26 protein-coding genes and 5 tRNA genes are annotated in these 25,787 nt (G+C 62.2%); all 31 read left to right on the forward strand.

Annotated elements, in window-relative coordinates:
• The first annotated feature begins 29 nt into the window (after positions 1–29).
• The 31 genes from fabF (at position 30) to htpX (ending at position 25,614) form a co-directional block, all read left to right on the forward strand.
• Complete coding sequence (gene fabF, locus GWL_RS06560) at positions 30–1,271, forward strand: beta-ketoacyl-ACP synthase II (RefSeq protein ID WP_008327974.1); 1,242 nt, start codon at positions 30–32, stop codon at positions 1,269–1,271.
• An 87-nt stretch (positions 1,272–1,358) separates the two neighbouring features.
• The gene (locus GWL_RS06565; RefSeq protein WP_034350197.1) at positions 1,359–1,856 is read left to right on the forward strand and encodes a protein YgfX; all 498 of its coding nucleotides are present in this window, start codon (positions 1,359–1,361) and stop codon (positions 1,854–1,856) included.
• Between the two features lie 91 nt (positions 1,857–1,947).
• Positions 1,948–2,550, forward strand: a complete 603-nt coding sequence (rpoE, locus tag GWL_RS06570; protein WP_006463502.1) for an RNA polymerase sigma factor RpoE — start codon at positions 1,948–1,950, stop codon at positions 2,548–2,550.
• 76 nt (positions 2,551–2,626) lie between these two features.
• Positions 2,627–3,322 carry a sigma-E factor negative regulatory protein gene (locus GWL_RS06575; RefSeq protein WP_008327976.1) on the forward strand — a complete coding sequence of 232 codons (696 nt, stop codon included), beginning with the start codon at positions 2,627–2,629 and terminating at the stop codon, positions 3,320–3,322.
• A gap of 1 nt (position 3,323) precedes the next feature.
• Positions 3,324–4,370 (forward strand): MucB/RseB C-terminal domain-containing protein, encoded by a 1,047-nt coding sequence (locus tag GWL_RS06580; RefSeq protein ID WP_034350198.1) that lies wholly within the window; start codon positions 3,324–3,326, stop codon positions 4,368–4,370.
• Between the two features lie 14 nt (positions 4,371–4,384).
• Positions 4,385–5,863 (forward strand): DegQ family serine endoprotease, encoded by a 1,479-nt coding sequence (locus GWL_RS06585; protein ID WP_008327978.1) that lies wholly within the window; start codon positions 4,385–4,387, stop codon positions 5,861–5,863.
• Between the two features lie 120 nt (positions 5,864–5,983).
• Positions 5,984–6,256 carry a glutaredoxin family protein gene (locus GWL_RS06590; RefSeq protein WP_008327979.1) on the forward strand — a complete coding sequence of 91 codons (273 nt, stop codon included), beginning with the start codon at positions 5,984–5,986 and terminating at the stop codon, positions 6,254–6,256.
• Positions 6,257–6,409: 153 nt separating this feature from the next.
• On the forward strand, positions 6,410–8,203 hold the full coding sequence (gene lepA, locus GWL_RS06595) for a translation elongation factor 4 (protein WP_008327981.1): 1,794 nt from the start codon (positions 6,410–6,412) through the stop codon (positions 8,201–8,203).
• A gap of 1 nt (position 8,204) precedes the next feature.
• The gene (gene lepB, locus GWL_RS06600; RefSeq protein ID WP_008327982.1) at positions 8,205–9,119 is read left to right on the forward strand and encodes a signal peptidase I; all 915 of its coding nucleotides are present in this window, start codon (positions 8,205–8,207) and stop codon (positions 9,117–9,119) included.
• 195 nt (positions 9,120–9,314) lie between these two features.
• Positions 9,315–10,292, forward strand: a complete 978-nt coding sequence (gene rnc, locus GWL_RS06605; RefSeq protein WP_034350201.1) for a ribonuclease III — start codon at positions 9,315–9,317, stop codon at positions 10,290–10,292.
• On the forward strand, positions 10,289–11,218 hold the full coding sequence (gene era, locus GWL_RS06610; protein WP_034350203.1) for a GTPase Era: 930 nt from the start codon (positions 10,289–10,291) through the stop codon (positions 11,216–11,218). The genes rnc and era overlap by 4 nt, the downstream gene beginning before the upstream one ends.
• Positions 11,219–11,319: 101 nt before the next feature.
• Positions 11,320–12,162 carry a DNA repair protein RecO gene (recO, locus tag GWL_RS06615; RefSeq protein WP_008327985.1) on the forward strand — a complete coding sequence of 281 codons (843 nt, stop codon included), beginning with the start codon at positions 11,320–11,322 and terminating at the stop codon, positions 12,160–12,162.
• A gap of 149 nt (positions 12,163–12,311) precedes the next feature.
• The gene (gene pdxJ, locus GWL_RS06620) at positions 12,312–13,085 is read left to right on the forward strand and encodes a pyridoxine 5'-phosphate synthase (protein WP_008327986.1); all 774 of its coding nucleotides are present in this window, start codon (positions 12,312–12,314) and stop codon (positions 13,083–13,085) included.
• Positions 13,086–13,095: 10 nt separating this feature from the next.
• Positions 13,096–13,488: a holo-ACP synthase gene (gene acpS, locus GWL_RS06625; RefSeq protein ID WP_008327987.1), complete on the forward strand. Its 393-nt coding sequence runs from the start codon at positions 13,096–13,098 to the stop codon at positions 13,486–13,488.
• Complete coding sequence (gene nagZ, locus GWL_RS06630) at positions 13,485–14,513, forward strand: beta-N-acetylhexosaminidase (RefSeq protein WP_008327989.1); 1,029 nt, start codon at positions 13,485–13,487, stop codon at positions 14,511–14,513. Before acpS ends, nagZ begins: the two co-directional genes overlap by 4 nt.
• A 17-nt stretch (positions 14,514–14,530) precedes the next feature.
• Positions 14,531–16,396 carry an excinuclease ABC subunit UvrC gene (gene uvrC, locus GWL_RS06635; protein WP_008327990.1) on the forward strand — a complete coding sequence of 622 codons (1,866 nt, stop codon included), beginning with the start codon at positions 14,531–14,533 and terminating at the stop codon, positions 16,394–16,396.
• Between the two features lie 123 nt (positions 16,397–16,519).
• Entirely contained in the window at positions 16,520–17,119 is a 600-nt protein-coding gene (gene pgsA / locus GWL_RS06640; RefSeq protein ID WP_008327992.1) for a CDP-diacylglycerol--glycerol-3-phosphate 3-phosphatidyltransferase, read from the forward strand.
• 58 nt (positions 17,120–17,177) lie between these two features.
• Positions 17,178–17,253: transfer RNA gene (locus GWL_RS06645), tRNA-Gly, on the forward strand.
• A 152-nt stretch (positions 17,254–17,405) separates the two neighbouring features.
• Positions 17,406–17,479, forward strand: a tRNA-Cys gene (locus tag GWL_RS06650).
• Positions 17,480–17,490: 11 nt separating this feature from the next.
• Positions 17,491–17,566 (forward strand) — tRNA-Gly (locus GWL_RS06655).
• Positions 17,567–17,619: 53 nt separating this feature from the next.
• A tRNA-Gly gene (locus tag GWL_RS06660) sits at positions 17,620–17,695 on the forward strand.
• 53 nt (positions 17,696–17,748) lie between these two features.
• A tRNA-Gly gene (locus GWL_RS06665) sits at positions 17,749–17,824 on the forward strand.
• A 308-nt stretch (positions 17,825–18,132) separates the two neighbouring features.
• On the forward strand, positions 18,133–19,107 hold the full coding sequence (locus GWL_RS06670; protein ID WP_008327994.1) for a chemotaxis protein: 975 nt from the start codon (positions 18,133–18,135) through the stop codon (positions 19,105–19,107).
• Positions 19,108–19,255: 148 nt separating this feature from the next.
• Positions 19,256–20,290 carry a nicotinate-nucleotide--dimethylbenzimidazole phosphoribosyltransferase gene (gene cobT, locus GWL_RS06675; RefSeq protein WP_008327995.1) on the forward strand — a complete coding sequence of 345 codons (1,035 nt, stop codon included), beginning with the start codon at positions 19,256–19,258 and terminating at the stop codon, positions 20,288–20,290.
• Complete coding sequence (locus GWL_RS06680; protein ID WP_008327996.1) at positions 20,283–21,113, forward strand: adenosylcobinamide-GDP ribazoletransferase; 831 nt, start codon at positions 20,283–20,285, stop codon at positions 21,111–21,113. The genes cobT and GWL_RS06680 overlap by 8 nt, the downstream gene beginning before the upstream one ends.
• Before the next feature lie 3 nt (positions 21,114–21,116).
• Positions 21,117–21,740: a histidine phosphatase family protein gene (locus GWL_RS06685; RefSeq protein WP_008327997.1), complete on the forward strand. Its 624-nt coding sequence runs from the start codon at positions 21,117–21,119 to the stop codon at positions 21,738–21,740.
• A gap of 168 nt (positions 21,741–21,908) precedes the next feature.
• A complete protein-coding gene (locus GWL_RS06690) occupies positions 21,909–22,292 on the forward strand; it encodes a response regulator (RefSeq protein WP_008327999.1) in 384 nt (127 codons plus the stop codon).
• A complete protein-coding gene (locus tag GWL_RS06695; protein ID WP_008328000.1) occupies positions 22,289–22,912 on the forward strand; it encodes a chemotaxis protein CheC in 624 nt (207 codons plus the stop codon). The genes GWL_RS06690 and GWL_RS06695 overlap by 4 nt, the downstream gene beginning before the upstream one ends.
• The gene (locus GWL_RS06700) at positions 22,909–23,865 is read left to right on the forward strand and encodes a GGDEF domain-containing protein (RefSeq protein ID WP_008328001.1); all 957 of its coding nucleotides are present in this window, start codon (positions 22,909–22,911) and stop codon (positions 23,863–23,865) included. Before GWL_RS06695 ends, GWL_RS06700 begins: the two co-directional genes overlap by 4 nt.
• Before the next feature lie 306 nt (positions 23,866–24,171).
• Positions 24,172–24,585, forward strand: a complete 414-nt coding sequence (locus tag GWL_RS06705; RefSeq protein ID WP_034350561.1) for a hypothetical protein — start codon at positions 24,172–24,174, stop codon at positions 24,583–24,585.
• Positions 24,586–24,735: 150 nt separating this feature from the next.
• Positions 24,736–25,614, forward strand: coding sequence for a protease HtpX (htpX, locus tag GWL_RS06710; protein WP_008328006.1), 879 nt, complete (start codon positions 24,736–24,738; stop codon positions 25,612–25,614).
• Positions 25,615–25,787: the final 173 nt, after the last annotated feature.

The raw sequence follows: 25,787 nt of genomic DNA on the forward strand, positions 1-25,787 counted from the left end.
GGTTTTGGTCAAAGTTTCAGGAGAATTGCTTGAGCCGTACTCGTGAACGTCGTGTAGTCATTACCGGCCTGGGATGTATCTCGCCTGTCGGCAACAACGTCGCCGATACGTGGAGTGCCATCAAGGAAGGCAAGTCCGGCATCGCTACCGTCACCAAGTTCGACGCAACCCCCTTCACCACGCACTTCGCCGGTGAAGTCAAGGGCTTCAATATCGAGGATTACATCCCCGCCAAGGAAGCGCGTCATATGGATACCTTCATTCACTATGGCATGGCCGCCGGTATCCAGGCCATGCAGGACAGTGGATTGACGGTGACCGATGAGAATGCCGAGCGCATTGGCGTCATGATCGGTTCGGGCATTGGCGGCTTGCCGCTGATCGAAGAAACCCACGCCGAACTGACCAACCGTGGTCCGCGCCGCATCAGTCCCTTCTTCATTCCGGCCTCGATCATCAACATGATCTCGGGCAACTTGTCCATCAAGTTCGGTCTGAAGGGCCCCAACCTGGCCATCGTCACCGCCTGCACCACCGGCCTGCATTGCATCGGCTCTGCCGCACGCATGATCATGTACGGTGATGCGGACGTAATGGTGGCCGGCGGCGCCGAATCCAGCGTTTCGCCGCTGGGCATCGGTGGTTTTGCTTCGGCGCGCGCACTGTCGACCCGCAACGATGATCCTGCGACCGCGTCCCGCCCCTGGGACAAGGATCGCGACGGTTTCGTGCTGGGCGAGGGTGCCGGCGTGATGGTGCTCGAAGAGTACGAACACGCCAAGGCCCGTGGTGCCAAGATCTATGCAGAACTGCTCGGCTTCGGCATGAGCGGCGATGCCTACCACATGACTGCGCCCAACCTGGATGGTCCGCGCCGCTGCGTGCTCAATGCACTGCGTGACGCCGGCGTCAATCCGGACGAAGTGCAGTACCTGAACGCGCACGGTACGTCGACGCCCCTGGGCGACAAGAACGAATCCGACGCGATCAAGGCCGCATTCGGCGACCATGCCTACAAGATGGTTGTCAATTCGACCAAGTCCATGACCGGTCACCTGCTGGGTGGTGCCGGTGGCCTGGAAACGGTGTTGACCGTGCTGGCAGTGCACAATCAGGTGTCGCCGCCGACGATGAACATCTTCAACCAGGATCCGGAGTGCGATCTGGATTACTGCGCCAACCAGGCGCGGGACATGAAGATCGATATTGCCGTCAAGAACTCCTTCGGGTTCGGCGGCACCAACGGTACCCTGGTCATCGGCAAGATGTAAAATGCAAGACCCGGCTTCTTCGGAAGCCGGGTTTGTCGTTTTAACGGCGCTCATTGTATGGATGGCGCTCCTTGCTCCGGGTATCTCATGTCGATCGCAGTTTCCGCGGATATCAAACCTTCCCGCCTGCTTTTGTTGGTCACCGTCCTCGCCTGTGTGTGCGTGGCGCTCACTGGTGTCGCGCTGGCCTTCGGGATGCCGGGTTCGCTCTCCTGGGTGTTGCGCATCGCCCTGGCCGTGGCCTGCGTACTGGCCGCCGCCCTCGCGCTGGTGCTGGTGTTGCGGGACCGCAAGGTCATCTGGCTGCATATCTCCGGCACCGGGCAGATCCGTGTGGTGGAGCACCTGCTTCCCTCGGCGCGCGCCAAGCCGCAAGTCATGAAAGCCGGCCTGGCCCAGCTGCTGGCCGGCAGTACCATCTGGCCAGGAATGCTGTTTCTGCGCCTGCGCCTGGAAAACGGCAGGACGCGCACCATCCCCATCCTGACGGATTCGGTCTCCGAAGATACATTCCGTGCACTTTCCGTGGCATGTCGTTGGCTGATCAGTCACAATACCGCCAAGGCAAGGCTGCTGGAAAAATAAGGCTGACGGGCTTGAAAATTGCCGAGCTGGAAGCATCTGCACGAGGCAATGACGATAAAACAACACGGCCATAAAAAACAAGGAACCCGGTTTGACGACAGAACGCGAAATTGACCAACAGCTTGTTGAGCGCGTCCAGCGTGGCGACAAGAAGGCGTTCGAGCTATTGGTAGTCAAGTATCAACGCAAGCTGATGCGCCTGGTGTCGCGCCTGGTGCGTGACCAGGCCGAAGCCGAGGACGTGGTGCAGGAAGCCTTCATCAAGGCCTATCGTGCGCTGCCGCAATTCCGTGGGGATTCTGCCTTCTATACCTGGCTTTACCGTATCGGTATCAACACTGCAAAGAACTATTTGGTCACCATGGGGCGCAGGGCGCCAACTTCGACAGAAGCAGATGCAGAAGAAGCTGAAACTTTTGACGATGCAGACCATCTGAGGGACATCAACACTCCAGAGTCGATGTTGGCCACCAAGCAGATTGCTCAGACGGTCAATGTGGCAATGGAGGCATTGCCGGAAGAATTACGTACTGCCATCACGTTGCGCGAGATCGAGGGGTTGAGCTACGACGAGATTGCAGATGCGATGAATTGTCCGATCGGCACCGTGCGCAGCCGTATTTTCCGCGCGCGGGAAGCAATTGCCGAGAAGTTGCGTCCACTGCTGGATACGGCGGCGGACAAGCGCTGGTGATGAGGCCACAAGCCTGTTGTTAAAAAGAAAATAATAAAGCGGGTATGGAACTAAGATATTTGCCGGGTGACTGCACATGGATACCAAAGTAACGACCAAAGAACAGATCTCAGCCCTCGCCGATGGTGAGCTGGGCTCTGAAGAAATGACCCTTGCCTTCGCGGCCCTGCGTTCTTCCAAGGACGCCCAGGACGCTTGGGAGGATTACCATCGCATCGGCGAGGTGCTGCGTTCGGAGGAGATGGATGTCTCCCTGAGTGCCGGCTTCTCGGCCAGGATGAGCGCCTTGCTCGACGCCGAGCCGACCATCGTCGCGCCTCAGGCTGCGGCGGCCCAGCCGTCCGTGGCTGCGCCAGCCGTCCAGCCGGTGGCCACGGCCAAGGTTGCCGCCAATGGTGACCACCGTGCGAGCCGTCCCGGTCGCCTGGTGCGTTTGCTCATGCCCAGTGCTGCCGCGGCGGCAGCGGCCGTGGCAGCGGTGTTCGTGGCCATGCCGCAGCAGGCGGTGGTGACGGCCGATGCCAAGATGGCCGCTCCGGTGGCGCAGGTGGCTTCGGTGCCGGTCAACGTGCCCTCGGCCATTGCCACCGTCGCCGAGACCAATGGCAATCCGCAGAACGTGAACCAGCTGAGCTCGCTGGCGCAGCAGGGTGAAGTCAAGCGCGATCCGCGCATCGACGACTACCTGTTTGCCCATCAGCGTTTCTCGCCTTCCTACAGTTCGGCGCAATACGCCCGTTCCGCAGCCTTCTCCTCGGACGCAGACAAGTAAGATGTCTCTGACGGGGCGTCTGTACGGCGTACTGTGCTTGCTGACCACGTTGTTGGGGTTCTCCTTGGCGCCATCCGCTGAAGCGGCGGATGGCGTTTCAGCAACTGTGGTCAGCGAAGCCTCCACTTCTTCCGAATTGCTGGCGCAACTGCAAAAAATGCAGTCTGCCGCCCGGCGACTCAATTATTCCGGCAGTTTCGTCTACCAGCAGGCCGCGCAGATGCGCAGTTCGCGCGTCACTCACGTGGTGGTCGGCAAGAGTGAGCTGGAAAAACTCGAATTGCTCGACGGCAAGCCGCGCGAATTCGTGCGCGACAACGAGCAGGTGGCCAGTTACGATCCCGACCAGCGCATCGTGCGCAGGGAGCGGCGGGTCACGCGCGACACCTTCCCGGCCATCATCGATGCCCGCCCGGAAGAGTTGGCGCGCTTTTACCGGCTTGCCTCCGATGGCGACGAGCGCGTGGCCGGGCGCAGTTGCCGGGCCATCGTGCTGGCCCCGCGCGACAAGCTGCGCTACGGTTATCGATTCTGCGCCGACCAGGCCACCGGCCTGCTGTTGCGCGCGCAGACGCTGGATGGCCGGGGCGAGGTGATCGAACAGATTGCCTTCACCCAGATCGACATCGGGGCCATTGATCGCGCCCGGGTCAACCCCACTTACAAGGACACGCGCGGTTGGCGCATCGAGAAAGAGGCCATGGTCCCGGCCGATTTGTCGGCCTGGCAGGTCGCGCCGCCGCCCGGCTTTCGCAAGATCCAGCAGGTACGGCGCATGATTTCCGATAGCGGTGAGCCTGGTGCGGCACCGGCCCAGAATCGTCCGTCCGAGCGCGAGGTCTTGCAGATCGTGTTTTCTGACGGGCTGGCCGCCATTTCGGTCTTCATCGAGCCGGGCAGTCAGGGCCGTGAAGAGGGTACGATGCAGCAGGGCGCCATGAATATCCTGGGACGTCGCCAGGGCGATTACTGGCTGACCGTCGTGGGAGAAGTCCCCGCCGCTGCGATCAGCCAGGTGGCCAATTCCATTGAACTGAAATCCAAATAAAAGAGACCGTTGCAATGATTTCCATGAAGAACACCCTGGTCAGCACCATGCTGGCCGCTTCCGTCCTTGCTGCTGCCCCGGCCGTGCAGGCGGCGCCCCCGGTGGCCTCGCCTGCGGTGGCGGCGCTGCCTGATTTCGCCGACATCGTCGAGCGCACCGGCCCGGCCGTGGTGAACATCCGTACCACCGAGCGCGTGCGCCAGAATGCGCAGGGGCAGGGTGGCATGGATGATCCGGAAATGCAGGAATTCTTCCGCCGCTTCTTCGGCATCCCCATTCCGCGCCAGCAGCAGCCGGGCACCCCGCGCGGCAACGGCAAGCAGGGCGGTCAGGGCCAGCAGGAAGAAGTGCCGCGTGGCGTGGGTTCCGGCTTCATCATCTCGGCCGACGGTTTCATCATGACCAATGCGCACGTGGTCGATGGTGCCAGCGAGGTCTATGTGACCCTGACCGACAAACGTGAATTCAAGGCCAGGATCGTCGGCTCGGATGCGCGTACCGATGTCGCCGTGCTCAAGATCGATGGCAGCAATCTGCCGCGCCTGAACATGGGGGACTCCGACAAGATCCGCGTGGGTGAATGGGTGCTGGCCATCGGCTCGCCCTTCGGCCTGGAAAATACCGTCACGGCCGGCATCGTCTCGGCCAAGGCGCGCGATACCGGCGACTACCTGCCGCTGATCCAGACCGACGTGGCGGTCAATCCCGGCAACTCGGGTGGTCCGCTGATCAACCTGAAGGGCGAAGTGATCGGCATCAATTCGCAGATCTACAGCCGTTCCGGTGGTTTCATGGGCATCTCCTTTGCGGTGCCCATCGATGAAGCCTTGCGCGTGGCCGACCAGTTGAAGACCAGCGGGCGCGTGACACGTGGCCGTATCGGCGTGCAGATCGGCGAAGTGACCAAGGATGTGGCCGAATCGCTGGGCCTGGCGCGCGCCCAGGGCGCCCTGGTGCAGCGGGTGGAAGCCGGTGGCCCGGCAGAGAAGGCCGGCCTGGAAGCGGGTGACATCATCCTGAAGTACAACGGTGCGACCATCGAGCGCCCCAGCGACCTGCCGCGCATGGTCGGCTCCACCAAGCCGGGTGCCAAGGCGACCGTCAATATCTGGCGCAAGGGCAGTGCCCGCGATGTCACCGTGACCGTGGTCGAGCTGGAAGCCGACAAGCCCAAGCAGGCCGAGGAAAAGAAGGCCAAGCCCGACAATGCCCCCAATGCCCTGGGCCTGGTGGTGAGCGATCTGAGCGACGCGCAGAAGAAGGACCTGAAGGTCGATAATGGCGTGCTGGTGGAAGCCGTCAGCGGTGCTGCTGCCGCAGCCGGCATCCGTCCGGGCGACGTGATCCAGCGTCTCAACGAAGTCGATATCAACGACAGCAAGCAGTTCGCCCAACTGGTGACCAAGCTCGATGCCAAGAAGCGCGCGGCCGTGCTGGTGCGCCGTGGCGACGCCTCGCAGTTCGTGCCGCTGCGTCCGAACGGCGGCAACTGAGGCGGGAAGTCTTCCCGAAAAATTGCCAGAAACTTCAGCATGAAGGCTGCGGTTCCTCGGGACCGCAGCCTTTTTCCTTGGTGATCCGCCGTGCCGAGGAAAAAACTTTCATATGAGCCTATGACCACCCCTCATCCCTTGCACTTCATCATCTATTCGCGCAGCTACTGCCATCTGTGCGAAGACCTGCGCGATGCCCTGCGCCAGGCCCTGGGAGCGACGCCCGCCAGTATCGAGATGATCGATGTCGATGCCGACGAGGCGCTGGTCGCCCGCTATGACGAACTGGTGCCGGTGCTGATGGGGCAGGGTGGCGATGGCCAGTGGGTGGAGTTGTGTCATTACCATCTCGATCTGGCCCGGCTTCAGGCATTTGTTGTCGAAATGAAATAAGTCCCGGTCTCAGGGCGCGCGGCCCGCCACCGGAAAGTCGGGCTTGTCCCGGTGAATTCCGGTAAAATGCCGGGTCGAATAAGCTGTTGCAAAGGCGCTCGGCTGGGCAAAGCCCGCTACAGAGCGCCTTTTTTCATCGTTTCCAGTCTGTTAATGAACAATATCCGTAATTTCTCGATCATCGCCCACATCGATCACGGCAAGTCCACGCTCGCCGACCGCATCATCCAGTTGTGCGGGGGCTTGTCCAACCGCGAGATGGAAGCCCAGGTGCTGGATTCGATGGATATCGAGCGCGAGCGCGGGATCACCATCAAGGCCCAGACCGCAGCCCTGTCCTACAAGGCCAAGGATGGCCAGATCTACAACCTCAATCTGATCGATACCCCGGGTCACGTCGACTTCAGCTATGAAGTCTCGCGTTCGCTGTCGGCCTGCGAAGGCGCACTGCTGGTGGTGGACGCTTCGCAAGGCGTGGAAGCGCAGACCGTGGCCAACTGCTACACCGCCCTGGACCTGGGCGTGGAAGTGGTGCCGGTCTTGAACAAGATCGACCTGCCCTCCGCTGATCCGGACAACGCCAAGAGCGAGATCGAGGACGTCATCGGCATCGATGCGGCCGACGCCACCCCCTGCTCGGCCAAGACCGGCCTGGGTGTGGAAGAGGTGCTGGAAGCCATCGTGGCCAAGGTGCCGGCGCCCAAGGGCGATCCGGATGCGCCGTTGCAGGCGCTGATCATCGATTCCTGGTTCGACAACTACGTCGGGGTGGTCATGCTGGTGCGCATCGTCAATGGCACCCTGCGTCCCAAGGACAAGATCCTGTTGATGGCCACCGAAACCCAGTACCTGACCGAAAGCATTGGCGTGTTCACGCCCAAGTCGCAATCGCGTGAAGCCTTGACGGCAGGGCAGGTCGGTTTCGTCATCGCCGGCATCAAGGAATTGAAGTCCGCGCGCGTGGGCGACACCATCACCCTGGCCGGCAAGCCGGCCGCGGCACCGCTGCCGGGCTTCAAGGAAGTGCAGCCGCAGGTGTTTGCGGGTCTGTTCCCGGTGGAAGCCAACCAGTACGACGCCCTGCGCGACTCGCTGGAAAAGCTCAAACTCAACGACGCTGCGCTGATGTATGAACCGGAAGTCTCGCAGGCGCTGGGCTTCGGTTTCCGCTGCGGCTTCCTGGGCCTGTTGCACATGGAAATCGTGCAGGAACGCCTGGAGCGCGAGTTCGACATGGACCTCATCACTACCGCGCCGACGGTGGTGTATGAAGTGCAGCAACGCGACGGCACCATGCTGATGGTGGACAACCCGTCGAAGATGCCGGAAGTCTCCAAGATCGAAGAGATTCGCGAACCCATCGTCACCGTCAACCTGTACATGCCGCAGGAATACGTGGGCTCGGTCATCACCCTGTGCACGCAGAAACGCGGCATCCAGATGAACATGAGCTACCACGGCAAGCAGGTGCAGCTGACCTACGAAATGCCGATGGCCGAAATCGTGCTGGACTTCTTCGATCGCCTCAAGTCCACCTCGCGCGGCTACGCCTCCATGGACTACGAGTTCAAGGAATACCGCGCGGCAGACGTGGTCAAGGTCGACATGCTGATCAACAGCGAGAAGGTCGATGCGCTGGCCATCATCGTGCACCGTGCCGCGGCGCAGATTCGTGGTCGCCAGGTGGCGGCCAAGATGCGTGAACTGATCCCGCGCCAGATGTTCGACGTGGCCATTCAAGCGGCCATCGGTGCGACCATCATCTCGCGTGAAAACGTCAAGGCCATGCGCAAGAACGTGCTGGCCAAGTGCTATGGCGGTGACATCTCGCGCAAGCGCAAGCTGCTCGAAAAGCAGAAGGCCGGCAAGAAGCGCATGAAGCAGGTGGGCTCGGTCGAAATCCCGCAGGAAGCATTCCTGGCAATCTTACAAGTGGAAGATAAATAACATGCAGGCTTTGTTGGGCAACTTCGCACTCATTCTGTTCGTCCTGATGCTGGTGACCGGCGTCATCTGGTTCGCAGACACCTTCTTCCTTGCCAAGCAGCGCCGCGCCCGTGCCGATGCCGCCCTGGCCGAGTTCGACGCCCGCGTGGCGCGCGATGAGGCGCAAGGCATCAAGCGCGATGGCAGCGTCGCCGCCAGCCGTGCCGACTTGCAGGCCCATCATCTGAAGCAGCCGGCCTGGATCGAGTATTCGGGCAGCTTCTTCCCGGTGATCGCGCTGGTGTTCTGCCTGCGCTCTTTCCTGTATGAGCCGTTCAAGATCCCGTCCAGCTCGATGGTGCCGACCCTGCAGGTGGGCGACCTGATCCTGGTGAACAAATTCACCTACGGTATCCGCCTGCCCATCATCAACAAGAAGATCATCGACGTGGGCCAGCCGCAGCGCGGCGATGTCATGGTCTTCAAGTACCCCAAGGATCCGTCGGTGGACTACATCAAGCGCGTGGTGGGCGTGCCCGGTGATAAAATAGTCTATGAAAACAAGCGCTTAACGGTGAATGGTGAACAAATTTCTTATAAAGCGCTGCCGGATTATCTGGACGACGAAAATCTGACGTACTATAAGCAGTGGCAGGAAAACCTGACCGGCGTGGAACACAAGATTCTGACCGATGAGCGTGCTCCCAACTTCGTGCCCAATCCCGATGCCTTCCCGCATCACGAGCTGTGCACCTACAACGCCGAAGGTTTCGCCTGCACGGTGCCGCCCGGCGAGTATTTCATGATGGGAGACAACCGGGACAACAGCCTCGACAGTCGTTACTGGGGCTTCGTACCGGACCAGAACATCGTCGGCAAGGCCTTCTTTGTCTGGATGAACCTGGGCGATATCAAGCGGATCGGCAGCTTCCACTAAAAGTGCGCCGCATCCTGGTCCAGCAGCTTTCGTAGTTTTCGCGGTTTCCAACTGGCAATTTCGCATTGTGGAGGCAGACCCGGAGCAGTTTTCAGCTTTGCTTTGAACCGATCCCGCTGACTGGTCAGGCTGGTAATCCCCGATCCACGCGCCGCTGCGCGTATCGGGGCGGCAGACTGAATGACGGATGAAAAAATGGATCCTCAACTCTTGCAACAACGGCTAGGCCACAATTTCAAGGATGCTTCGCTCCTGCAGCAGGCCTTGACCCACCGTAGCCATAGCGCCTTGCATAACGAGCGGCTGGAATTCCTCGGCGATTCGGTGCTGAACTGCGTGGTGGCCTCGCTGCTCTTCGAACGTTACGACAAGATCGACGAAGGCGATCTCTCGCGCCTGCGTGCCAATCTGGTCAAGCAGCAATCCCTGTATGAAATCGCCCAGCGGCTGGAGCTGTCGCAGTTCCTGCGCCTGGGCGAGGGCGAGCTGAAGTCGGGCGGTTTCCGCCGTCCCTCCATCCTCGCCGATACCCTGGAAGCGCTCTTTGGCGCCATCTTCCTCGATTCCGGCTTCGAGGCCGCGCGGGCGGTGATCCGCTCGCTCTACGTCCCCGTGCTGGAACACGTGGATCCCAAGACCCTGGGCAAGGATGCCAAGACCCTGTTGCAGGAATTTCTTCAGGGCAAAAAGATTCCGCTGCCGCAGTACAACGTCATCGCCACGCACGGCGCCGCCCACAGCCAGGAATTCGAGATCGAATGCCTGGTCCCCAAGCTGGACATTCAGGTCTTCGGTACCGGCGGCAGCCGCCGTGCTGGTGAACAGGCCGCCGCCAAGCTGGCCCTGGAAGCGGTGCAACTGGCGCTGGCCAAGACCCCTTCGGCCGGCCGCAAGCCGCGTACCCGCACCACCCAGTTGAAGCTGGCCGGCATTGCCACCATTCAGCCGGATGCGCCGGAGCACGACAGCGGCAAGGGCAATCGGTCCGAGGCCTCGACGGTCAATGGCAGCAAGCCGGCCAAGCCGGTGAAGGAGCCGAAGGAAACCAAGGAGCAGAAGGGCGCGCCGGTCACGGCCCGCAACGACGGCAAGAATACCGGCGACCGCACTGAAACGGTCGCAGCAGAACCCATTTCGGCGGCTTCATCCGCCTCGCAATCCAGAACAGCATGACAGACTCCCCCATGGCCGACGACGCGTCGGCGCAGACCCCTGATGACGATTACCGTTGCGGCTACATCGCCATCGTCGGTCGTCCCAACGTCGGCAAGTCGACCCTGATGAACGTACTGGTCGGCGCCAAGGTCAGCATCACCTCGCGCAAGGCCCAGACCACGCGCCACCGCATCACCGGCATCCAGACCATCGAGAATACCCAGTATGTCTATGTGGATACGCCGGGCTTCCAGACCCGCCACAGCAACGCGCTCAACAAGACCCTGAACCGCACCGTCACCAATACCCTGACGGCAGCCGACGTGATCCTGTTCGTGATCGAAGCCGGTACCTTCGGCCCGGCCGACAAGCAGGTGCTCGATCTCCTGCCGGCCAACGTGCCCTGCATCCTGGTGTTGAACAAGGCTGACCGCAACAAGGACAAGACCACGCTCATGCCCTTCGCCCGCGAAGTGGCTTCGCACCATGATTTTGCCGCCGTGGTGCCGGTCTCGGCCAAGCAGCGTTTCCAGCTGGACCGCCTGCAGGAAGAGGTGCGCAGACTGCTGCCGCAGAATCCGCCGATGTTCGATGAAGACGACATCACCGACCGCAGCGAGAAATTCCTGGCCTCCGAAATCGTGCGCGAGAAGGTGTTCCGCTTCGTCGGCGAAGAATTGCCCTACACCAGCACGGTGCTCATCGAGAAATTCGAACAGGAAGGCAACCTGCGCCGCATCTTCGCCGCCATCCTGGTCGAGCGCGACACCCACAAGGCCATGGTGATCGGCCAGAAGGGCGCGCGTCTCAAGGAAATCTCCACCCAGTCGCGGCTGGACATGGAGCGCCTCTTCGGCGGCCCGGTCTATCTGGAGATCTGGGTCAAGGTCAAATCGGGCTGGGCTGACAACGAAGCCGGCCTGCGCGCCTACGGCTACGAATGAGCCGGCGTGCGGCCCTCTGCAGGCTGCGCTGAATTCCTGCATCATCATGGCATTACGCCGCGCCTCAACGACGTGGCTTCACGCTTTCAGGACGGATATCCATGACCACCATGCTCAACGAATCCCCGCTGGCCAGCCAGGTTGTTGATCCGGCAGTGCCGCAGGCGCCTGCCAGGGCACCGGCACGCAAACCGGCGGCACCGCGTGCGCGCAGCCGCGCCGTGCCGGAGAAGGAGCACAAGGTGCTGGCGCAGCCGGGCTTCGTGCTGCACAGCTATCCCTACAAGGAAACCAGTCTCATCATCGACGTCTTCTCGCGCGACCATGGTCGCGTGGCGCTGGTGGCCAAGGGGGCCAAGCGTCCGCACTCCAAGCTGCGCGGGGCCTTGCAGACCTTCCAGCCGCTCTCGCTGTCGTGGAGCGGCAAGTCCGAGGTGCGTACGCTGACCGATGCCGAATGGGTCGGGGGCCTGCTGCCACTGGAGAAATCGGCACTGCTGTGCGGCTTCTATCTCAATGAACTGCTGGTCAAGCTGCTGGCGCGCGAAGATGCGCATCCGGCCCTGTTCGACCATTACGTGGCCACCCTCAACAAGCTGGCCCACGGCGAGAATGCCCCCATCGTGCTGCGTCAGTTCGAACGCCTCCTCCTGAAGCAGACCGGGGTGGCCGGCAACTGGAGCCATTGCGTGGTCAGCGGCAAGGCCGTCCAGCCTGACGGCATCTACGTCGTCGATCCCGAGCAGGGTACCCGTCCGGAGCGCATTTCCGACCGCGCGCCCAAGGTCTCCGGCAAGACCTTGCTGGACATGGAGCGCGAGGACTACAGCGACCCCACCACGCAATTGCAGAGCAAGTTCCTGATGCGCTACCTGCTGTCGCACCACCTGGGCGGCGCGCAGCTGAACACGCGCCAGATCCTGATCGACCTCATGCAGCTTTAAGGGCGCGGCGGTCTGCTGGCCGTCGGTGCTGCCATCTGCTCCCGCGTTCGATCCTGAGCCGCTACAATCCAGATCTTGCTGCACCGTCCCCGATTCGACGTGCAGTCCCTGGCCCATCCAAACATCATTGAACCGAAGCTTCTGACACCATGAGTTTCCTGCAGCCTGCCGGCCCGGCCATCGACCTGGGCATCAACATCGATCACGTCGCCACCCTGCGCAATGCCCGCGGCACGCGTTATCCCGACCCCATCCGCGCGGCGCTGGAAGCCGAGGAAGCCGGGGCCGATGCCATCACCCTGCACCTGCGTGAAGACCGCCGCCACATCCGCGATGAAGACGTCAAGGCCATCCGCCCGCTGCTGCAGACGCGCATGAACCTGGAAGCCGCTGTCACGAAAGAGATGATCGATTTCGCCTGTGGCATCCAGCCGCAGGATGTCTGCCTGGTGCCGGAAAAGCGCACCGAAGTCACCACCGAAGGCGGCCTCGACGTGCGCGGCCATTTTGCCGATGTGCAGGCGGCGATCGTCCAGTTGCAGCAGGAGCGCATTCGGGTCTCTTTGTTCATCGATCCGGATGTCGAGCAGATCCAGGCCGCCGCAGAATCGGGCGCACCTGTCATCGAACTTCATACAGGCCGTTATGCGGACGCCACCAGCGAGCGCGAGCAGCAGGAAGAGCTGGAACGCATCCGCATCGCCGTGCAGGCGGGCGTGAAGCTGGGCCTGAAGGTCAATGCCGGTCACGGTCTGCACTACACCAACGTCCAGGCCATCGCCGCCATCCCCGAGATTGCCGAACTCAACATTGGCCATGCCGTGGTCGCCCATGCGGTCTTCGCCGGCTGGCGCAATGCGGTCTCCGAGATGAAGGCCATCATGGTCAAGGCGCGCCTGGACGCGCTCAAGGCCAGGGGCTGAGGCGCGCTGCATGATCTACGGCATCGGTACCGACATCCTTCAGATTTCCCGCCTGCAGGCAACCCTGCAACGCCACGGCGACCGCTTCGCCGCCAGGATCCTGGGCCCGCAGGAAATGGAAAAATACCTGCGCCGCAAGGCCAAGGTGGAGGCCCGTGGCATCCGCTTCCTGGCCACCCGTTTCGCCGCCAAGGAAGCTTTTTCCAAGGCCATCGGCATGGGCATGCGCATGCCCATGACCTGGCGCGCCATGCAGGTTCTCAATGCGCCCAGCGGCAAACCGGTGGTGGTGTGCAGCGGCGCCTTGCAACAATGGATGGAAGAGCAGGGCCTGAGCGCCCAGGTCTCCGTCACCGACGAGGTGGAATACGCCGTCGCCTTTGTCATCGTGGAGAAGTCATGAATCAAACCGTCAAGCCGCTCGGTCCGGTGATGCTGGATGTGGTCGGCACCCGGCTGGATGCGGCCGACATCGCACGTATCCAGCACCCGCTGACCGGCGGGGTGATCCTGTTTGCCCGCAATTACGAAAACCGTGCGCAACTGGTCGCGTTGACCAGCGCGATCCGCCAGGCTCGCCCCGGCATTCTGATCGCGGTCGACCACGAAGGCGGCCGCGTGCAGCGCTTCCGCACCGACGGTTTTACGCGTCTGCCGGCCATGGGCCAGCTCGGCCAGTTGTGGGATCGCGACGTGCTGCAAGCCACCAAGGTGGCCACGGCCACCGGCTTCGTGCTGGCCGCTGAACTGCGCGCCTGTGGCATTGACCTGTCGTTCACGCCGGTGCTCGATCTGGATTATGGGGTCTCGACCGTGATCGGCGACCGTTCCTTCCATCGCGATCCGCGCGTGGTCACGCTCATGGCCAAGAGCCTCAATCACGGTCTGGCGCTGGCGGGCATGGCCAATTGCGGCAAGCATTTCCCCGGCCATGGTTTCGTCACGGCAGATTCGCACGTGGCCATTCCGGTGGATGAACGTCCGCTGGACGATATCCTGGGTGACGATGCCACCCCGTATGACTGGCTGGGCATGAGTCTGGCGGCCGTGATGCCGGCCCACGTCATCTATCCCAAGGTGGATGCCCAGCCGGCCGGTTTCTCCAAGGTGTGGCTGTCCATGCTGCGCGAGCGCTTCGCCTTCCAGGGCGTGATTTTCAGCGACGACCTCAGCATGCACGGCGCCAGTGTCGCCGGTGGTCCGCTGGAGGCGGCGCAAGCAGCACTGGATGCTGGCTGCGACGTGGCCCTGATCTGCAATTCACCCGAGAAGGCCGATGCCATTCTGGCCGGCCTCAAGGGCGGCACGGATGCGGCGTCTGCTGCGCGTCGCGCTACCTTGCTGCCCTGCGGCGAGGCGCTGACGTGGGAGGCGCTGCAGGCTGAGCCGCGCTATCTGGCGGCGCGCGCGCTAGTACAGTCGCTGTAAGTCTTTCGCATTCGTTCATGTCCGACATTCCTGCTTCCCCGCTCCCCGATCCGCGCGAGGTCGTGCTGGAGACGGTCGCCCGGCTGCCACACCTGCCGGGCGTGTATCGCTATTTCGACGCCGAAGACAACGTGCTCTACGTGGGCAAGGCGCGCGACCTCAAGAAGCGTGTTTCCAGCTATTTCCAGAAGACCCTGACCAGCCCGCGCATCGCCATGATGGTCGAGCGCATCGCCCGGCTGGAAACCACGGTCACCCGCAGCGAAGCCGAAGCGCTGCTGCTGGAAAACAATCTCATCAAGACGCTGCGTCCGCGCTTCAACATCCTCTTTCGCGACGACAAGTCCTACCCCTACCTGAAGATCACCGGCCATGCCTTCCCGCGCATGGCCTACTATCGTGGTGCGGTGGACAAGCGCAACCAGTACTTCGGTCCTTTCCCCAATGCCGGGGCGGTGAAGGAATCGATCCAGATCCTGCAGAAGGTATTCCTGCTGCGCACCTGCGAAGACACTGTCTTCACCAATCGTACGCGGCCCTGCCTGCTGCACCAGATCCATCGCTGCAGCGGCCCTTGCGTGAACCTGGTCAGCCGCGAGGATTACGCGCTCGATGTGGAGAACGCCTCCAAGTTCCTGCGTGGCCGCCAGAGCGAAGTCATGGAAGCGCTGGAGCAGAAGATGCACGCCTTCGCCGCCGACCTCAAGTTCGAGCAGGCCGCCGCCGTGCGCGACCAGATCGGCTCGCTCTCCAGCGTGCTGCACCAGCAGAGCATGGAGACGGTGAGCGACGCCGACATCGACATCATCGCCGTGGTGGTGCAGGGGGGGCGTGCCTGTGTGAACCTGGCGATGGTACGCGGCGGCCGACATCTGGGCGACCGCGCCTATTTCCCCACGCATGTGGACGATGCGATGGACACCGCCGAGGACAGCATCGAGGTCGAAGTCCTGAAAGCCTTCCTGGCCCAGCACTACATCGACAAGTTCATTCCCGGCTCGCTCATCGTCGGCACCGAATTCGATGATCCGGCGCTGATGATGGCCCTGATGGAGCAGTGCGGCCATCGCATCACGCTGACCTTCCAGCCACAGGGCCAGCGTCGCCAGTGGCTGGAGATGGCCACCAAAGGCGCCGGGATCGCACTGGCGCGGCTGCTCTCCGAACAGGGCTCGCAACAGGCACGCACCCGCGCACTGGCCGAGGTGCTGGAGCTGGAACGCGAAGACCTGGACGAACTGCGCGCCGAATGCTTCGACATCAGCCACACCCAAGGTGAAGCCACGCAAGCCTCGTGCGTGGTGTTCCATCACCATGCGATGCAGAACGGCGAATACCGTCGCTACAACATCAACGACATCACGCCCGGCGATGACTACGCTGCCATGCGTCAGGTGCTCACGCGGCGCTATGAAAAGGTCGCCAATGGGGAGGGCGTGATGCCGGACATCGTGCTCATCGACGGTGGCAAAGGGCAGGTGGAGATGGCGCGCCAGGTGCTGACCGAGCTGGGCCTGGACATCAGCCTCATCGTCGGCGTGGCCAAGGGGGAGGGGCGCAAGGTGGGACTGGAAACCCTGGTCTTCGCCGATGGTCGCGCTCCCAAGGAGCTGGGCAAGGAATCTGCCGCGCTGATGCTGATCGCACAGATCCGCGACGAGGCGCACCGCTTTGCCATCACCGGCATGCGTGCCAAGCGCGCCAAGGCGCGCCAGACGTCGCGTCTGGAAGAGATCGAGGGCATCGGTGCCAAGCGCCGCCAGCGCCTGCTGGTGCGCTTTGGCGGTCTGCGCGGGGTGGTCGATGCCAGCGTGGATGACCTGGCTTCGGTAGAAGGTATCTCGCGCCAGCTGGCCGAGGAAATCTACCGGCAACTGCATTGAATGACGTGCATCCGTCACTGCGTCGATGCGCGCGCTGACGTAAAGGCGGGCGCAGCAGGGGATGACTCTGCTACTATTCGGTAAATTTTTTTTCGTGTACGCCGCTCCAACCCTCCTAGACGTATGCCTTTCAATATTCCGATTCTGCTGACCTGGTTGCGGGTGGCACTCATTCCTCTGGTCGTCGGGGTCTACTACCTGCCCGAGATCGGCCTGAACCGCTACGAACAGGGCATTGCCGCCACGGCCATCTTCGTGGTGGCCGCCGCGACCGACTGGTTCGATGGTTTCCTGGCGCGCCGCTGGAACCAGACCTCCGCCTTCGGCGCCTTCCTCGATCCGGTGGCCGACAAGCTCATGGTCACTGGCGCCTTGCTGGTGCTGGTCCATCTGGACCGCGTGCATCCGGTGATCGCCTTCATCATCATCGGTCGCGAGATTGCCATCTCGGCACTGCGCGAATGGATGGCGCAGATCGGCGCCTCCAAGTCGGTGGCGGTCAGTTCGCTGGGCAAGATCAAGACCACTGCGCAAATGATCGCCATCCCCATGCTGCTGTACTACGACAGCCTGTTCGGCTTCATCGATACCCGTCTGTGGGGTGGCCTGCTGCTGCTGGTGGCGGCGGTGCTGACGGTGTGGTCGATGCTGTACTACCTGCGTCGCGCCATGCCCATGATCAAGGAAGCCGATGCCAGCCACAGGAAAAAAATAATTAAATAATTAAGATCGATAGTTGACAAATACCAACGCCGCCTTATAATAGCGTTCTGTTTTCGATGCGGGAGTAGCTCAGTTGGTAGAGCGATACCTTGCCAAGGTATAGGTCGAGAGTTCGAGACTCTTCTCCCGCTCCAGGTTACTTGGAAAAAAGGAAGCCTAACAAAGCTTCCTTTTTTTATTGTGATAGGTGAGCGAGCATTGAAAATTTGGCGGCGACGCAAGTCGATAAAAGTCAAAAAAGATGTTTGCAAACAACACGTGTTTTAGGTAGTATGCGTGTCCCCAAGGCGGGGTAGCAAAGTGGTTATGCAGCGGCCTGCAAAGCCGTCTACGCCGGTTCGATCCCGACCCCCGCCTCCAAAACGCTCCATGCGGGAGTAGCTCAGTTGGTAGAGCGATACCTTGCCAAGGTATAGGTCGAGAGTTCGAGACTCTTCTCCCGCTCCAGATTCAAGGCAGGCAGCTTCGGCTTCCTGCAGCAGTAAAGTGTAAGTTCCCATGCGGGAGTAGCTCAGTTGGTAGAGCGATACCTTGCCAAGGTATAGGTCGAGAGTTCGAGACTCTTCTCCCGCTCCAGTTTCAAACCAGACCGTTTCGGCAGTCTGTTGCAGTAGATGTAAAAGTCCCATGCGGGAGTAGCTCAGTTGGTAGAGCGATACCTTGCCAAGGTATAGGTCGAGAGTTCGAGACTCTTCTCCCGCTCCAAATTGAAAGAGGAAGCCTTCGGGCTTCCTCTTTTCATTTCGGCACCCCATTTCATTGTGCTGTACCCCTGTCATTGCCCCGTACTCTTGCACAGCCTTGAGCGCACCATCCGGGCACTGCCTCGATCAGGCGGAACGCAGCGTCTTCCCTGCGGCGGGCAAGCGTGGTATTTCGGCATGTGCTCCATTGCCCAAGGTCAAAAATGTCGGCTATCAGTGATTGCCTGATTGCCACGGCCATCTTTCCCCACTACATTGCTGAGGCAGGGTTTGCCTGTCTAAATTATTTGTATCCGGGGGGGAAGGGGCATGGACAATTTTCAAAAAGAGATTGATGAAAGAACCAATCTCACCGCATCCAACAAATTCGAGCTGTTGTTGTTCCGTCTGGGGGCGGATCCTCACGGCGAGCGTTCCGAGCTGTTCGGCATCAACGTTTTCAAGATCCGTGAAATCGTTCCCATGCCGCCGGTGACCAAGGCGGCGGGCACGCAATCGCCGATGCTGGGCATGGTCAACATCCGCGGCCAGATCATTTCGGTGATCGACCTGCCGGCGGTGGTGGGCTGTGTGCCCAAGACCGGACTGAACATCCTGCTGGTCACCGAATATGCGCGCAGTACCCAGGCCTTTGCAGTCGAATCGGTGGACGAGATCGTGCGCCTGGAATGGAGTCAGGTCCTGTCAGCCGAAACCAGTAGCGGTGGTGCCTTCGTCACCAGCATCGCGCGCCTGGATCAGGACAAGGACACCAGTCGCCTGGCCCAGGTGCTGGATGTGGAGCAGATCCTGCATGAGATCATGCCAAGCGACCGCGACATGAAGATGGAGCAGTTGGCAAAGAGCACCGGCCACGGCCTGCGCCCCGGTGCTGTGGCCATCGCTGCCGATGACTCCAAGGTGGCGCGTTCGCTCATCGAGCAGGGCCTGCGGGCCATGGAAATCCCGTTCGAGATGCACGTCACCGGCAAGGACGCCTGGGAAAAGATACAAAAGCTGGCCAGGGAAGCACGCGCCGAGGGCAAGCCGATTGCCGACAAGATCTCCTTCGTACTGACCGACCTGGAAATGCCGGAAATGGATGGTTTCACGCTCACGCGCAACATCAAGCGCGAGGATTTCCTGAAGAACATCCCCGTCATCATCCACTCCTCGCTCTCCGGTTCGGCCAACGAGGACCACGTCAAGAGCGTGGGGGGCGATGCCTATGTCGCCAAGTTCGAAGCCAACGAACTGGCCTCGACCATCTTCGGCGTACTCGACAAGGCTGCTGCCAGGGCCTGAAGCGGGGCGGCTGCGATCACCGGCAAGAAAGGGAGCCAAGGGAGCCTGCGGGCTCCCTTTCTTGTGGCCGCCGTGCCGCAGGCAGCGGCGATCTCGTATACTGACGCTCCCTTGATCCTGCCGCGCCCCGCGCGCCGAGCGTCCTTACATGCAGATTCCCGCCATTGCCTCTCCCTTCGATGCCACCCTGGCGTGCCGTCTGGAGGCGCGCATCAATGACAAGACCAAGCCCCTGGGCAGCCTCGGTACGCTGGAACGCCTGGCGCGCCAGATCGGCCTGATCCAGGGTAGCGATCATCCCGTGCTGCGCCAGAGCGCCATCGTGGTGTGCGCCGGCGACCACGGCGTGACTGCGGAGGGTATCTCGGCCTATCCGCAAAGCGTGACCTGGCAGATGGTCGAGAACTTCCTTGCCGGTGGCGCGGCGATCAATGTCTTTGCACGTCAGAACGAATGCGCGCTCTACATCGTCGATACCGGCGTCAATCACGATTTCGGCGTGCGCGACGGCCTGCTTGATCGCAAGATCGCGCCCGGTACCGCCAACTTCTGCCAGGCCCCCGCCATGACGGCGCAGCAATGCGCCTCTGCGCTGCAGGCCGGGATGCAGTTTGCCGAGACGCTGCAAACGGATGTGCTGGGCTTCGGGGAAATGGGGATCGGCAATACCACCGCGGCGGCCGCGCTGATGGCTGCCTTTACCGGTGTGCCGGTGCAAGAATGCGTAGGGGCCGGTACCGGCCTGGATGCCCGGGGTATCGCCCGCAAGGCCGATGCCGTCACCCGTGCGCTGCACCTGCATGGCCGGGCGAGCGCACCGCTGGAACGTCTGGCGGCACTGGGCGGTTTCGAGATCGCCTTCATGACCGGCGCCATGCTCGCTGCTGCACGGCGGCGCAAGGTGTTGCTCATCGACGGCTTCATCGTGAGCTCGGCGCTGCTGGTGGCGGCCGCCTTGCAGCCGGCGGTGTTGGAGTACTGCGTGTTCTCGCATTGCTCCGACGAAGCCGGCCACCGCCGCATGCTGCAGCACCTGGGCGCCACGCCGCTCATGCAGCTGGACCTGCGCCTGGGCGAGGGCACCGGTGCCGCCCTGGCCTTGCCGCTGCTGCGTGCTGCGGTCAATTTCCTGGAACGCATGGCGACCTTTTCCTCGGCCAGCGTCAGCGAAAAGCATGTCTGAAAAAGAGTTCACCTCATCGCCACCACCGCACAGCACAGGGCTGCTGTACCAGTTGCGTCTGTTCTTCACGGCGCTGCAATTCTTCACACGGCTCCCTATCCCGCGCTGGGTGGGCTTTGAGCCGCACTGGCTGCAGCATGCCACGCGCTACTTCCCGCTGGTCGGCTGGATCGTGGCCTGGGCCTGCGCCCTGGTGTATCTGCTGGCGGCGCAGCTCTGGCCGCAGCCGGTGGCAGTGCTGCTGTCCACCGTCGCCGGTATCTGGCTCACCGGGGCGTTCCATGAGGACGGCTTCGCCGATGTCTGCGATGGCCTCGGCGGTGCGGTCAGCCGTGAGCGTGCGCTGGAGATCATGCGTGATTCGCGCCTGGGCAGTTATGGCGTGATCGGCATCATCGCGCTGTTGCTGACCAAGCTGGCGGCCTTGCAGGCGCTGCTCCCGTTGCAGGTGGTGGCGGCATTGGGCATGGCGCATCCGCTGTCACGCTGGTTGGCCACCTGCCTGATCTGGCGTATGGATTACGTGCGGGAAGAGGGCAAGGTCAAGCCACTGGCGCAGCAGATGCGTCATGGCGAATTTCTGCTGGCGACCGTGTTTGCGGTGCTGCCGGTGATGGGCGTGATCGTGCTGGGCATGATGTCCTGGCAACGCATCGTTGCCGGTGTGCTGCTGGCGGCGGTGGCGGCAGCCTGGCTGGCCTGGCGGTTCCAGCGGCGCCTGGGGGGCTATACCGGAGACGGCCTGGGCGCGGTCCAGCAATTGAGTGAAACGGCCTTTTATCTGGGCGCGCTGGCCACGCTGCCGTCCTGGTGGCGTGCCTGATCCATGCAGCTGCATTTGATTCGCCACCCTCAGCCTCAGCTGGACAAGCGCACCTGCTATGGGCGCAGCGACATCGCCGTCGCTCCCGACGCGCTGGCGCAAAGTGTGGCACAACTGCTGCCTCAGGTGCGGGCCCTGCCGCGCGACTGGCCTTGGGTCAGCAGCCCGCTGCAGCGCTGTGCGCGCCTGGCACAGGCCCTGGCTACGGCAGTCGGGCAGCCTGCCCCGAGGCTGGATTCGCGCCTGCAGGAAATGGATTTCGGCCAGTGGGAGCTGCGCCTCTGGGACGATATTCCCTGGGCTGAAGTGGAGGCATGGAATGCCGACCTTGCCGGCTACCCGCCCGGCGGTGGCGAGACCCTGACCGACGTTGCGCAGCGCATGTGGGCAGCCTTCAATGACCTGCTGGCGACATCGGCCGACGGCGCCGTTGTGGTCTGTCACGCCGGCACCGTCCGCATGCTGCACGCCTGTGTCGCATGGCGTGCAGAGCAGGGTGCGGCTGCCCGGCCCGATGCAGACGCTTTCCGGGACATCGCCCTGCACGCCGCAGCCCATCGCGGCGAGATTGCCCATGCCCGCCTGCTTGCGCTGGACGCCTGCGCCACCTCCACCTCCACCCGCTAGGGTCCACGAGGCAGAGGCCTCCAGGTCTTTTTTTCATGCTTTCCATGATGCAGATTGCTTCGTATCAGGAATTCCCTCATACGAAGCATGTTGCTTTTGATTTATCATTTTTAACAAATGACAACATGTCAGCATTTTTCAGATTTTTGATGTTCAAGGTGAATCAAGATGGCAAGCAATGACAGCGGCAAGACCCTCCTCATCGTCGATGACAGCAAGGTGTCGCGCATGGTGATCAAGGCCAATGTCCTGGCCGTGCATCCTGACTGGCAGGTGATGGAAGCGGGAACGGGCGAGGAGGCCATCGCCCTGGTGCAGCAACGGGTACCCGACTACTGCACGATGGACATCAACATGCCCGGCATGCTCGGCACCGATGCGGCTGCCCATATCCTGCAAGCGCATCCGGCGGTGCGCATCGCGATCTTCTCGGCCAATATCCAGGAAGCGGTGCAGACCCGCGCCCAGCAGCTGGGCGCCCTGTTCGTGGCCAAGCCGGTCACGGAAAAATCGATCGGCCAGGCGCTGCAGCATTTCCGGGGCCAGTCGTGAGCATTCTCAACGAAATCGAGCGCGACGCTCTCACCGAGATCTTCAACGTCGGTGCCGGGCGGGCGGCACAGAGCCTGTCCGAAATCGTCGGCGACGAGGTGCGGCTGTCGGTCCCCTCGGTGGAAGTGCTGCGTACCGGAGCCATCGACGAACGGGTGCTGCCGCGCTCGCGCGGACGCTTTGCCACGGTGAGCCAGAACTTCGATGGCCCCTTCGATGCGGAGGCGGTACTGCTCTTTACCGAGGATCGTGCGCTGTCCATCGTGCGCGACATGATGGGCTCGCAGATGAGCCTGGAGGATCTGGCCGAGTTCGAGCGCGAAGCCATGTGCGAGCTGGGCAACATCATCCTCAATGCCTGCCTCTCGGCCATGGCCGACATGCTGGAGATCACGCTCAACAGCGCCTTGCCGCAATACCTGGTGTCGTCCTCCGAGGATATCTCGATGCGTCTGGCCAGCGCGCAGGGCGAGGACAGCTTCGTGCTGGTGCTGCACATCGATCTGGTGATCGAGAAGCACCAGACCGATGGTCACCTCATCTTCCTGCTCAGTTCCACCTCGCTGCACGCATTGGTGGGGCACGTGCAGCGCTACCTGGGCAAGATCGGTCTGGCATGAGCACTGCCGTGGTACCGCGCTTCAGCGCCGAGGAGGTGCTCGATCAGCTCCACGGCGGCTTGATCATGCTCGATGCCGGACTGCACATCCTGCTCTGGAACGCCTGGGTGGCGCGCCATAGCCGCGTACCGACGCAACAGGCACTGGGTGCGCGTCTGGACCAGGTGTTCGAGGAGCGCATCTCGCCAGCGCTGCTGCGGGCCGTCGACAGCACCCTGGGCTATGGCTTGCCGGCGGTGCTCTCCAGCGCCCTGCATCGGGCACCGCTGCCGCTGTACCCGGATCATGTCACCACCGCCACACCGGCGCGCATGGTGCAATCAGTGGTGCTCACTGCGCTGGATAACGCACGAGGAGAACGCCTGTGCCTGGTCCAGATCAGCGACGCCAGCAACTCCGTGCGCCGCGAGAAGATGCTGCAGTCGCACTCCGACGTGCTCAAGCGCCAAGTTGGCACCGACGGTCTGACGGGCATTCACAACCGCCGCCATTTTGATGAACACTACGCCCGGACCTTGCAGCGCATGGGGCAGGCGGGCGGGACCTTGTCGCTGTTCATGGTGGATGTCGATTTCTTCAAACAGTACAACGATCATTACGGTCATGGACCTGGCGACCAGGTGCTCAAGCGCGTGGCGGCCGCCTTGCAGGGGCAGTTGCAGCGCCCGGGCGATCTGCTGGCGCGTTACGGAGGGGAAGAATTCATCCTGCTCATGGAAGGCCTGTCGCCCGGCCAGGCGGCCGAGGTGGGCGAATCGCTGCGCCAGACCGTGCATGCGCTGGCCGAGCCGCATGCCAAGTCTCTGGTGGCGCACCGTGTAACCATCAGCATCGGGGTGTGCACCCGTCTGGTACAAAGCGACGCGGATGGACGCCTGCTCATGGCGGCCGCCGATGCGGCGCTCTACCGCGCCAAGCTGGGTGGCCGCAACAAGGTAGTGGCCACCGATTGAGCCCGCCGGCGGGCAGGTACTGAGGAAATTTCTTCACTTTTGTGTAAAACAAGAGCAATTTATAGGAAACCCTTGCTGAGCAAGCATGTCAGAAACAGTCGGCGTGCTTATCAACAGGCTTGTTCACAGCTTTTGTGGATAACTTGCCGTATGGCTTGGTTTCCGGGGGGAACCGGCTGGCAGGGCGGGGCGGCGATTTTGCGTATAATGCGCATCCGTTCATGCTGACAAGAGCCTGGCGAACGGGGGGGCGGATGCTGCCGGGCGATGCACCTTGTTTTTACTTTTTCCTTCACGATGGGTTTGATGCGCCGACTGCTGCTCCTGCTGCTGACTCTGCTGATCCCGCTGCAATTGCTGGCAGCCACGGGAGAGCCACAGCTGCGTGAACAGTTGCGCGAGCAGTTGCAGGTATCGCTTTCCGCAGCATCGCAGGGGGGCGGACATGTCGGCGAACAGGTCTGTCCGGCGGCGGCTGCCAGTTCCTGGCACGCTGCGGCAGATCTCCTTGGTACCGCTATCGCACCGGCCGATGAACTTCCGTCCGGTACCGACGACGATGACCAGCCCACCGCTCAGGGCGAGCTGGAAGATCCGGCCTTGCCGGCGCCCATCGCCACGCCCGGACTGCACTGGTTTCCGTTTCCCCACGCCTTTGCGGCAAGCCTGAACTGGTCGTCCTACCTGCACGACCAGTTGCGTCCTCCTCCATTGGCCTGAGCCTTCCCTGGTGCGCCACTGCCGCAGGGCAGGACGCAGACGCGGCGGCACCCTTGTACGCCATCGCGCCATTCCCATCATTGCTTCCCATTGTCTGACCCGCCGTGCCGCCGGACGTGCACGGCACCTTTTCGTTCACCAGGAAAAACCATGAAACGCATTGTTCTGTTCCTCGTCACCAACCTGGCCGTGATGCTGGTCTTGAGCTTCACCGCCAGTCTGCTCGGCGTGAACCGCTACCTCACAGCCAACGGTCTCAACTTCGGCATGCTGCTGGTGTTTTGCGGCCTGATGGGGTTTGGCGGTTCCTTCATTTCGCTGTTCATGTCCAAGACCATCGCCAAGTGGTCCACCGGCGCGCGCGTGATCGAGCAGCCGCAGAATTCCACCGAGCTGTGGCTGCTGCAGACCGTCCAGACCCTGGCCACCCGCGCCCAGCTGCCCATGCCGGAAGTGGCGGTCTATGACGGCCCGCCCAATGCCTTTGCCACCGGCGCCAGCAAGAGCAATTCGCTGGTGGCGGTGTCCACCGGCCTGCTGCAAGGCATGACCAAGGAAGAAGTGGAAGCCGTGCTGGCCCATGAAGTGGCCCATATCGCCAACGGCGACATGGTCACGCTGACCCTGATCCAGGGCGTGGTCAATACCTTCGTGATGTTCTTCGCGCGCATCGTCGGCTACTTCGTCGACTCTTTTTTGCGCCGCAACAACGAAGAGAACAGCGGCCCCGGCATCGGCTACATGGTGACCGTGTTCGTCTGTGAAATTGTCTTCGGCATCCTGGCCAGCATCATCGTCATGTACTTCTCGCGCCAGCGCGAATACCGCGCCGACGCCGGTGCCGCAGCCCTGATGGGCAGCAAGGTGCCGATGATGAACGCGCTGCGCCGCCTGGGTGGCCTGCAGTCCGATGGCCTGCCGCAGAACTTGCAGGCCTCCGGCATTTCCGGCCGTGAGTCGTGGCTGGGCCTGTTCTCCAGCCACCCGCCGCTGGAGTCGCGCATCGCCGCCCTGCAGGCTGCACGTTGATGCCATGCTGGCGGACCGCACCGCGCCAAGTGCGGCCCGCCAGCGGCGGCGCCAGCGTGGCTGTCATGCCCGCGTATTCATGCGCGTGTTAGTCTTTGTGAAGCTTCCTGCCTGAGTTTGCGCGCAGGCAGGAAGCCGTCCCGCAGCCAGTGACACAGTCATCTCCAACAAAT

The organism is Herbaspirillum sp. GW103, from assembly GCF_000261365.1.
Classification (GTDB): Bacteria; Pseudomonadota; Gammaproteobacteria; order Burkholderiales; family Burkholderiaceae_D; genus Herbaspirillum.

Bases quoted from the DNA above. Each gene is read 5' to 3' on its own strand.
- GWL_RS06565 (WP_034350197.1), top strand. From the start codon at position 1,359: ATGTCGATCGCAGTTTCCGCGGATATCAAACCTTCCCGCCTGCTTTTG.
- GWL_RS06575 (WP_008327976.1), top strand. From the start codon at position 2,627: ATGGATACCAAAGTAACGACCAAAGAACAGATCTCAGCCCTCGCCGAT.
- GWL_RS06580 (WP_034350198.1), top strand. From the start codon at position 3,324: ATGTCTCTGACGGGGCGTCTGTACGGCGTACTGTGCTTGCTGACCACG.
- GWL_RS06585 (WP_008327978.1), top strand. From the start codon at position 4,385: ATGATTTCCATGAAGAACACCCTGGTCAGCACCATGCTGGCCGCTTCC.
- GWL_RS06590 (WP_008327979.1), top strand. From the start codon at position 5,984: ATGACCACCCCTCATCCCTTGCACTTCATCATCTATTCGCGCAGCTAC.
- lepA (WP_008327981.1), top strand. From the start codon at position 6,410: ATGAACAATATCCGTAATTTCTCGATCATCGCCCACATCGATCACGGC.
- lepB (WP_008327982.1), top strand. From the start codon at position 8,205: ATGCAGGCTTTGTTGGGCAACTTCGCACTCATTCTGTTCGTCCTGATG.
- rnc (WP_034350201.1), top strand. From the start codon at position 9,315: ATGGATCCTCAACTCTTGCAACAACGGCTAGGCCACAATTTCAAGGAT.
- era (WP_034350203.1), top strand. From the start codon at position 10,289: ATGACAGACTCCCCCATGGCCGACGACGCGTCGGCGCAGACCCCTGAT.
- recO (WP_008327985.1), top strand. From the start codon at position 11,320: ATGACCACCATGCTCAACGAATCCCCGCTGGCCAGCCAGGTTGTTGAT.
- pdxJ (WP_008327986.1), top strand. From the start codon at position 12,312: ATGAGTTTCCTGCAGCCTGCCGGCCCGGCCATCGACCTGGGCATCAAC.
- acpS (WP_008327987.1), top strand. From the start codon at position 13,096: ATGATCTACGGCATCGGTACCGACATCCTTCAGATTTCCCGCCTGCAG.
- nagZ (WP_008327989.1), top strand. From the start codon at position 13,485: ATGAATCAAACCGTCAAGCCGCTCGGTCCGGTGATGCTGGATGTGGTC.
- uvrC (WP_008327990.1), top strand. From the start codon at position 14,531: ATGTCCGACATTCCTGCTTCCCCGCTCCCCGATCCGCGCGAGGTCGTG.
- pgsA (WP_008327992.1), top strand. From the start codon at position 16,520: ATGCCTTTCAATATTCCGATTCTGCTGACCTGGTTGCGGGTGGCACTC.
- GWL_RS06670 (WP_008327994.1), top strand. From the start codon at position 18,133: ATGGACAATTTTCAAAAAGAGATTGATGAAAGAACCAATCTCACCGCA.
- cobT (WP_008327995.1), top strand. From the start codon at position 19,256: ATGCAGATTCCCGCCATTGCCTCTCCCTTCGATGCCACCCTGGCGTGC.
- GWL_RS06680 (WP_008327996.1), top strand. From the start codon at position 20,283: ATGTCTGAAAAAGAGTTCACCTCATCGCCACCACCGCACAGCACAGGG.
- GWL_RS06685 (WP_008327997.1), top strand. From the start codon at position 21,117: ATGCAGCTGCATTTGATTCGCCACCCTCAGCCTCAGCTGGACAAGCGC.
- GWL_RS06690 (WP_008327999.1), top strand. From the start codon at position 21,909: ATGGCAAGCAATGACAGCGGCAAGACCCTCCTCATCGTCGATGACAGC.
- GWL_RS06700 (WP_008328001.1), top strand. From the start codon at position 22,909: ATGAGCACTGCCGTGGTACCGCGCTTCAGCGCCGAGGAGGTGCTCGAT.
- GWL_RS06705 (WP_034350561.1), top strand. From the start codon at position 24,172: ATGCGCCGACTGCTGCTCCTGCTGCTGACTCTGCTGATCCCGCTGCAA.
- htpX (WP_008328006.1), top strand. From the start codon at position 24,736: ATGAAACGCATTGTTCTGTTCCTCGTCACCAACCTGGCCGTGATGCTG.